The sequence below is a fragment of the Thermoanaerobaculia bacterium genome (genome assembly GCA_035260525.1).
In the GTDB taxonomy this organism is placed as follows: Bacteria; Acidobacteriota; Thermoanaerobaculia; order UBA5066; family DATFVB01; genus DATFVB01.
In genome coordinates, this window is the sequence record DATFVB010000298.1 from 1 (window position 1) to 8018 (window position 8018).

Here is an 8018-nt window from a genome sequence, read left to right on the forward strand (position 1 = left end):
CGACGCCGGTCAGGCGCCCGTTCTCGTCCTTGTACATCGGAGGCCCGCTCGTGACCTGGATCCGGGCGAGCTCCCCGAGAGGGACCTGCGCGCCGGAAGGTGTCATCACGAGGATCCGGCGCAACGCCTCCGGGTCGCTCCGAAAGTCGCGGAGGTAGCGCACGAGCACCGTGAACCGGCGTCTTCCCTCGACCGTCGTGGTCGCCATCTTCCCTCCGGTTGCGGCCTCGAGCGTGTTCTGGACCTGCATCACCGAGAGGCCGTACCGCGCGGCCGCGTCGCGGTCGACGACGAAGTCGAGATACGAGCCGCCGCTCGTCCGCTCGGCATAGACGCTTCGCGCTCCGGGAAGATCTTTCAGTGCGTTTTCGATCTCGATGCCGGCCTTCTCGATTGCGGAGTAGTCGGAACCGTAAACCTTTACGCCGACTTTCGTCCGCACGCCCGTTGCGAGCATGTCCAGCCGGTTTCGGATCGGCTGAGTCCAGGCGACCGACATGCCCGGAATCTGGAGCCTCTCGTTCATTTCCGCGATCAGCTCGTCTTGTGTTCGGATCCGCATCTCGGGCCAGACCGGCCGAAAAACCGGCCGGATCCATCGCGGCCATCCCGAGTACCAGCGCCGATGAAACGTCTTTGGCCACATCGGGCGCGGCTTCAGCACGATCGTCGTCTCGAACATCTCGACCGGTGCGGGATCGGTCGAGCTCTCGAACTTGCCGGACTTGCCCAACACGGATTTCACCTCCGGGAACGTCATGATGATCCCGTCGGTCTTGACCAGGATGTCGCGCGCCTGTTCCATCGACATCATGGGCAGCCCCGTCGGCATGTACATGAGCGAGCCCTCGCGCAGCGGCGGCATGAACTCGGAGCCGAGCGACAGGGCCAGCGGAATGACGGCGGGGACCAGAAGGAAGTTGAGGAGAAGCGTCGTCTTCGGCCGGCGAAGCGCCCAATTCAGGACGGGCGAGTACAGGCGGCGGGTGAGGAGGGCGGCCGGGTTTTCGTCTTCCGGACGGATCTTTCCCCGCATCCAGCCGATCATGAGAATCGGAACGAGCGTCACGGAGAGAATCGAGGCCGCCGTGATCGCGAACGTCTTCGTGAACGCGAGCGGATGGAAGAGCCTGCCCTCTTCCCCGGTCAGGAGAAAGACCGGCAGGAAGGAGACGACGATGATCACGAGCGAGAAGAAGATCGCGCGGCCGACCTGCTGGGAGGCCGCGACGATCGCGGACTCGCGTCCGGCGCTTCCTGCGCCCGGATCCATGGCGGCCAGATGCCGGTGCGTGTTCTCGACCATCACGATCGAGGCGTCGACGAGGACACCGATCGCGAGCGCCAGCCCTCCGAGCGACATGATGTTGGACGACACGCGCAGCAGGTACATCGGCAGGAACGAGACGACGATCGCGACCGGAAGGACGGTGATCGGCACGAGCGCCGAACGGAAATGGAACAGAAAGATCAGGACGACGAAGGCGACGACGATCATTTCCTCGATCAGCGTGTGCTCGAGGGTGTTGATCGCCCGGCGGATCAGCTCCGTGCGGTCGTACGCGACCTTCAGCTCGACGCCGGGCGGAAAGGAAGGCGCCAGCGCCGCGATCTTCTTCTTGACGGCCTCGACGACCGCCATCACGTTCTCCCCGGACCGCACGACGACCACACCGGCGACCGCTTCCCCTTCGCCGTTCCAGTCCGTAATACCGCGGCGCATCTCCGGGCCGAAATGGACGTTCGCGACGTCGGAGAGATAGACGGGCGTCCCCGTCGCCGCGCGCGCCTTCAAGGGCACTTTCTTCAGGTCCTCCAGGCTCGTGATGTAGCCGCGACCGCGCACCATGTACTCGCGCCCGGTCCATTCGACGACCCTCCCACCGACGTCGCCGTTGCTCTCCTGAACCCCGGTCAGCACGTCGGGAAGCCCGATTCCGTAAGAAGCGAGCTTCACGGGATCGACGTCGATCTGGTACTGCTTCTGGAAGCCGCCCGCGGAGGAAACTTCCGCCACACCCGGCACCGCCCGCAGCCAGTACGAGAGGTCCCAATCCTGGAACGACCGGAGATCGGCCAGCGAGTGTTTCCCGCTTCGGTCGACGAGGACGTATTCGAAGCCCCATCCGACGCCCGTTGCGTCGGGACCGAGATTCGGGTTGACCCCCTCCGGAAGGTTCCCCCTCAGGCCGTTCAGGTACTCGAGGACGCGGCTCCGCGCCCAGTAGAGATCGGTGCCGTCCTGAAAGATGACGTACACGTAGGAATACCCGAAAAACGAAAACCCGCGAACCGTCTTGACTCTCGGAGCGGAGATCAGCGCCGAGACGATCGGGTAGGTCACCTGGTCTTCGATCAGATTCGGGTTCTGCCCTTCCCAGTTCGTGTAGACGATCACCTGGACATCCGAGAGATCGGGAAGAGCGTCGAGCGGAATGTTTTTCAGTGCCCAGAGACCGGCGCCGAAGAATCCGGCCACGAAGATCAATGTCAGAAATTTGTTCCGCACGCAGGAGGCGATCAGCTTTTCAATCATGGCTTCTTCCCGAGCGACTGCACGGGCTGGCCCGCGGAACCCTCCGGAACGCTTCCCAGGGAGCCGATGCGCGATTCGGAATCGATCAGGAAGTTGGCCGAGGTGACGACCATCTCTCCTTCCGAGAGTCCGGAGAGGACCTCGATGGAGTCTTTTCCCGACAGGCCGGTCTCGATCTCCCGCGGCACATAGACGCCGGGAGACTCTTCGACGAAGGCGATCTGCCGTTCTCCGGTCTGGATGAGAGCGGAGCGCGGGATCGCGAGGGCGTTTTTTCCGCTTCCGGAGAGCGAGACTCGGACGAACATGCCGGGCTTCAACACCCCTTTCGGATTCGGGAGAACGATCCGAATCTTGATCGTCCGGCTTTCTTCGGTCAGCGTGGGATACACGAAGTCGATTCGTCCCGGGAATGTCTCGCCGGGCGGGAAGGACGCGGAAACGGTCGCCGTGTTCCCCGGCACGGCCATCGCCATCTCCGACTGATACACGTCGGCCAGGACCCAGACCGTCGAGAGGTCGGCGATCGTGTAGAGCGGCATGCCGGGCGTGATCGACAGACCCGGCACGGCGTCTTTCTGGAGCACGACGCCGGAGACCGGGGAGTCGAGCGTCAACGTTTTCGAAACTTCGCCGCTCTTCTCGATCCGGTCGATCTCGGAGTCCGGGATATCCCAGAGCCGCAGCCGTTGCCGCGTCGCGGCGAGCAGCGACTGCGCGTCGGCGGCCGCCTGCAGGCTCGAGGAAGCCCTCAATCGCCGCCCGTTCTCCACCGCGAGCAAAAGCTCGCGCTCGGTCGCGACGAGATCCGGGCTGTAGATCGTCAGGAGCGGCTGACCGCGCTTGACCGGTTGCCCCGTGCGATCCACGAGGAGCCTCTCGATGTAGCCGGCGAATTTCGCATTGACCGAGTGAACGCGCCCTTCGTCTTCCGCGACCGACCCGTTCGTCTCGATCGATCCTCCGATCACGCGCTTCTCCACTTTCGCGGTCGTCACGCCGATCTCCTGGCGGCGTTCGAGCGGAATTCTCACGACCGAGTAGCCGGGCGGAGGTGCCGCGCTCGCCGTGGGCGCTTCATCGGCGTATTTCGGCTGGAGCGGCATGTCCATGAAGGGGGATTTGCCGGGATGATCGAAATGCACCTCCGGCTTCATCGGGTCGTACCAGTAGAGGACTGGTCGCTCGAGCGGCCTGAGTCGTGAGGCCTGAAGAGAAGGGGTGGTGGCCGACGATGGACGCCGCGCGCGGCCGGCCAGATATCCGACGAGGAGGAGCGCCGCGCCGCCGACGAGAACCGACAGGATCCGGCTATTTCGCTTCATGGTCGTGCTCCATCCCGGGCGTTCCGGGGAGAAGAGGGAGGCCGGAGGCCGTCTGGAGATCGGCGCGGTCGCGCCCGATCGCCGAAAGCCGATCGGCATATTCGGACCGGAAGGTCTGGAGATCGATCGAGGCGGCCACCAGGGTCGCGAAGTCGATCGAGCCCACGGCATACGATTCCCGGGCGGCGCGGTCGTTGATCTCCGCCTGCGGAAGGATCGTCTCGCGATAGAGAACCGCCTGCTTCCGGTCGCTCTCGAGCCGGGCGAGCGCGCTTTCGACGTCGCCGCGAAGCCGGTATTCGACCTCGGACCTCTCCGCGCGCGCGGCTTCGAGCATCGCACCCGCCTCCGTCGCTCGCGCCGACAGCCGAACGGGATGCAGGAACGGAAGGGAGATCCCGACCGTCGCGGAAACCATGTCGTCGCGCCGCTCGCGCTCCCCGTACGTCGCGGAGAGAGACCACATCGGGCGGCGTTCGAGCCGGGCCCGGCGCGCCTCCTGCTCCGCCCGCTCGACCTCCTGGTCGTAGTGCGCCAGGATCGGGCTCTCCGAAAGGGCCCGCGCGAGCAACGCCCGGCGTTCCGGAAGCGCGATGTCCGGGTCGATCGCCTCGATCGGCGGTACCGCGGTGTCGGCGGGCCGCGCGAGAAGCACGTTGAACGCCGCGGCCGCCGCTCGCCGGGCGCCCTCCATCTCGGCGATCTCGCGGGCGAGCCGCGTCTTTTCGAGGCTCGCCCGGAGGACGTCCGCCTGGACGCCGCGCCCCACCCGGTACCGCTCTTCGGCGACTCGCGTGTCGTCGGCGAGAAGGCCCTCCGTCTCCCGTGCGATCACGAGCTTCCGGTCGAGCGCGGCCAGCTCGAAGAACGCCCGCCCGGTCCGCGCCGCGACCTCGTACACGTGATGCATGTGCTCCTTCTCGATCGCCCGGGCTCCGGCCTCCGCGGCGAGCCTCGCGCTCTTTCGCATGCCGACGGGCGGAAGCGTCTGCGTGAGGCCGACGGTCTTCATCGTCATCGGATCCTCGTCGAACGAGAGATTCACGGGCACGTTCATCGCGCCCACGGAGAGCTCCGGGTCGGGGAGAGCGTCGGCTTGCCGGGCGCGTTCAGCGGCGGCGCGGATCTCCGCGTCCATCCGCGTCAATTCCGGATTCTTCGACGTCGCGGTCCGGATGGCGTCGGAAAGCCTCTCCCGCCAGCCGGGGGCCGGCGCGGACAAGGCGTTGAAGACCAATGCTCCGAGGAGCAGGGAAAGTGTCATACGAGCTCCTTTTGAGAGACGGCAACGAAAGCGGGCGAGCGCCCGCGGGCCGCGAGGGGGGCGGGATCAGATCCGGTAGACGGACAGGAGCGCGAGCGTGGGCGGCCGGCCGCGAGGCGGCGACGAAAATCCGGTGAAAACGACCGGCGGAGCCGCGAAGACAACGGCTCCGGCGGGGAAAACGGCGGCCGGCGGCGCCGACGCCGCGACCGGGTCGGCCGCAATCGCCGTTCTCTCGATCGACGCGGGCGCAGCGCCCTGCCGTTCGGCGAGCGAGCAGCCCGGAATCGGGCAGCAGGCCGATTGCATCGACGTGGCCGACAGCTTTCCCAGCGAGCAGCAGGGCAGGCGAAGCGGCATTCCGGACGCCGAAAGGACGGCCAGCCCCAGCACGACGATCGCGGTGCGCTTTAGCACGGGTCCATCCTAAGACATTCCGCGCCGATCGATTTGGGACATTTGCATCATTTCCGCTTCACTTTCCGGCCCGATCCGAGCACCTTTCGCGGCTGGTCGGGAAGTCCGGCGAGGCTCCGCGCGCCAAAGGAATCCGACGCCGCAGGAGGTTGTGGGAAGCGACGCTCACATGCCCGCGTGCTCGTGGACCGGACCCAGGCGTGGCCGCCTCGATCGCCGTCCGCCGCGTCGGAAACCGCATCGGGCCGCCAGCGACCGTTTCTCTCGCGAAGGTACCGGGTCAACATGGCCGCGATGTGCGTTGGCGGGGACTGAGCGATCGCTCCGACGTCTCATGACGATCGAAAGGAAGGATTGGCCTCCGGAGCGGGGCTGCGGCATCTTGGAATGGCGGATCACGCCAAACTCAAAGTCCGCAAGAAGGGGAACACGACGATGAATATGCACCATCTGAAGGCCCTCCCTGTGAAGCCACGCCGGGCGACGGAGCGTCCGAACTGCTCCGGCTCTCAGCTGTTCGCGGCCGGCGCCCGAGGGCGCTCGCCGCGAGCAGCATGACGGCGCGCGTGACCGCGTGAATCAGCCACGGGAAGAACAGAAAGGAGTTCGAAATGCATGGGACTTTCGGAATGGGCGGGGGGAAGCGTTTTGTGGGTCATGGGAATCGTCGTCGTGATCGGCGTTCTCTGGCTCGTCTTCAAGAGCTTCGGGCGCCGCGCATGAGCCTGCGAGAGGCTCGGTCAGGTCATGAGATGTCGCCCAGAGTCAACGCTTTCTCCACGATCGATCACATCTTCATGTGACTGTCGTCGACGTGTCCTTCCCCGTGCCGACCGAAACGCACGCGAAGGAAGCCGTGAATCGACACGGGGTGCGCTCCGTAGACGGAATTCAGCCGGTGCGTGAACCGGTAGACGGTTGCGTCGAATCCGAGCCCGGTTTCGGCCTCGGACAGGAGCGGCAGGTTCCTCACGAAGCCGAGTGTCGCGGCCTGCACGGCCGTGCGAACGGGGGGGACGTCCTCCGGCCTCTGGCGCTTGTGGGTCAGCTCGTAGAGGTCCCGATCGACGGATTCGAGGCGGCCGGAGACGAAATTGGCGCCCGCGAACTTCCACGTCCATTCGAGCGTGTTTCCCCATTCCGGACCCGCCGGTGTGCGGTTGCGGCCGGCGATCAGCGTCGCCGCGAAGAAGCCGCCGGGAAAGGCCTTTTGATAACCGATCGACGCGGTCGAGCGCGTCTGGTTCCCCTGTTCGATCTTTTCCGGGTGCTCGAGATGCCCTGAGGAGACCTGGAAGGAGATCTCCGGCGTGGGCCGGATCCAGAAGCGCCCCGCGTACGAGTCGAGGCTTCCCTGCTCCACGTCCCACCGGTTCTCGTCCGGCTCGCGGCCGTGGAAAGCGGAGCCTTCGATCTCGAAAATCATGTATTTCCATCCCGCCGTCACCACGTCGGCCGCGATGTGGGTCGAGTCCTGGTTGTGGTGCGCGAGCGGCGCGGTCGGGTTCTCGGAAGCCGAGAGCCGGTGCGGGTAGGCGACGGGTCCGAGCGCCGGCTCGCCGATCGGCGCCGCGTAGACCCGGAGCCGGCCGGCCGCGCCGAAGACCTTCTCCCATGCGGCGCCGAGCTGGACGAAGAGGTCGTGCGGGTGCTGTCGGTCGACGAGGAGCACGTTGTGATACGTCTCGCCCCGCTGGAAGAGCTCCCGCGAGCCCTCCGCCGGGATCGTCGCGGGCTCGAGCGTGAACGTCCCCAGGAGCGAGAGCTTGCCGCCGCCGGCGGCGCGCGTCGCCATGAACATGAAATGATTCTGGGAGTCGAATTCGCGCCCGCCCGAAGGCCCGCCCTGCCGGTTCGCGTTCAAGAAGGCGTAGCCGTGGATCATCGTCATCCAGTGCGGCATGGCCGGCATCTCTTCCATCAGGGCCATCGGATCGGGACTCGGGGGGGTTCCGCCGCTTTCGGCGGACGTGTCCATGCCGGTCGTCTGAGCGAACGAAACGGCGGCGCCGAGCAGCGCCGACAAGAAGAGCAGCCAACGTCTCATCATTCCTCCTTCGCGTGATTGCGGATCCCGGGTAAATCCGACGGGTCGAGGGGCGGGATCAGATCCGGAGGGGCGGAGAAGGAGCGCCGTGCCGTATCGATTCCGGATTCCTACGGTCGGAGGGCCGGAAAGCGACTGCCGCAGGAACGTGACGAAATGCCGCGGGTGAGAGTCCGAACGTCCGGACTCGCGGGACCCGCCAGTCGTCGGCGGAGCGGATGACCGCCGGCGTCGGCGCGGAACCGGGATGGGCCTGCGGCGCGCACGGCGACCCGGGAACGCAGCAGGGAGGAGGCGGCGCTGCCTCCGCCCGGCGGAGAACGGGCGACGGGAACCCGGCGAAGGCGAAGAGCACCAACGCCGAAATCGCGCCAGGACGAACGGGGCAACGCCGCGATCGGATCATCATCGGGATGCCATCGAATCCGT

Annotated in this window: 6 protein-coding genes; 1 reads left to right on the forward strand and 5 read right to left on the reverse strand. The window is 66.2% G+C overall.

Annotated elements, in window-relative coordinates:
* From VKH46_14360 to VKH46_14380, 5 genes are all read right to left on the reverse strand, one after another.
* The coding region (locus VKH46_14360; protein HKB72028.1) for a CusA/CzcA family heavy metal efflux RND transporter at positions 1–2536 on the reverse strand (2536 nt) is incomplete at its 3' end.
* Entirely contained in the window at positions 2533–3861 is a 1329-nt protein-coding gene (locus tag VKH46_14365) for an efflux RND transporter periplasmic adaptor subunit (protein ID HKB72029.1), read from the reverse strand. The genes VKH46_14365 and VKH46_14360, both read right to left, overlap by 4 nt.
* Positions 3848–5125 (reverse strand): TolC family protein, encoded by a 1278-nt coding sequence (locus tag VKH46_14370; GenBank protein HKB72030.1) that lies wholly within the window; start codon positions 5123–5125, stop codon positions 3848–3850. The genes VKH46_14365 and VKH46_14370 overlap by 14 nt, the downstream gene beginning before the upstream one ends.
* Before the next feature lie 66 nt (positions 5126–5191).
* Positions 5192–5542, reverse strand: a complete 351-nt coding sequence (locus VKH46_14375) for a hypothetical protein (GenBank protein ID HKB72031.1) — start codon at positions 5540–5542, stop codon at positions 5192–5194.
* Between the two features lie 787 nt (positions 5543–6329).
* A complete protein-coding gene (locus VKH46_14380; GenBank protein HKB72032.1) occupies positions 6330–7589 on the reverse strand; it encodes a hypothetical protein in 1260 nt (419 codons plus the stop codon).
* Between the two features lie 218 nt (positions 7590–7807).
* On the opposite strand from VKH46_14380, the gene VKH46_14385 reads away from it, so the two are divergent.
* On the forward strand, positions 7808–8018 hold a 211-nt coding region (locus tag VKH46_14385), incomplete at its 3' end, for a hypothetical protein (GenBank protein HKB72033.1).

Coding starts and splice junctions, on each gene's coding strand:
- VKH46_14365 (HKB72029.1), bottom strand. CDS start 3,861: ATGAAGCGAAATAGCCGGATCCTGTCGGTTCTCGTCGGCGGCGCGGCG.
- VKH46_14370 (HKB72030.1), bottom strand. CDS start 5,125: ATGACACTTTCCCTGCTCCTCGGAGCATTGGTCTTCAACGCCTTGTCC.
- VKH46_14380 (HKB72032.1), bottom strand. CDS start 7,589: ATGAGACGTTGGCTGCTCTTCTTGTCGGCGCTGCTCGGCGCCGCCGTT.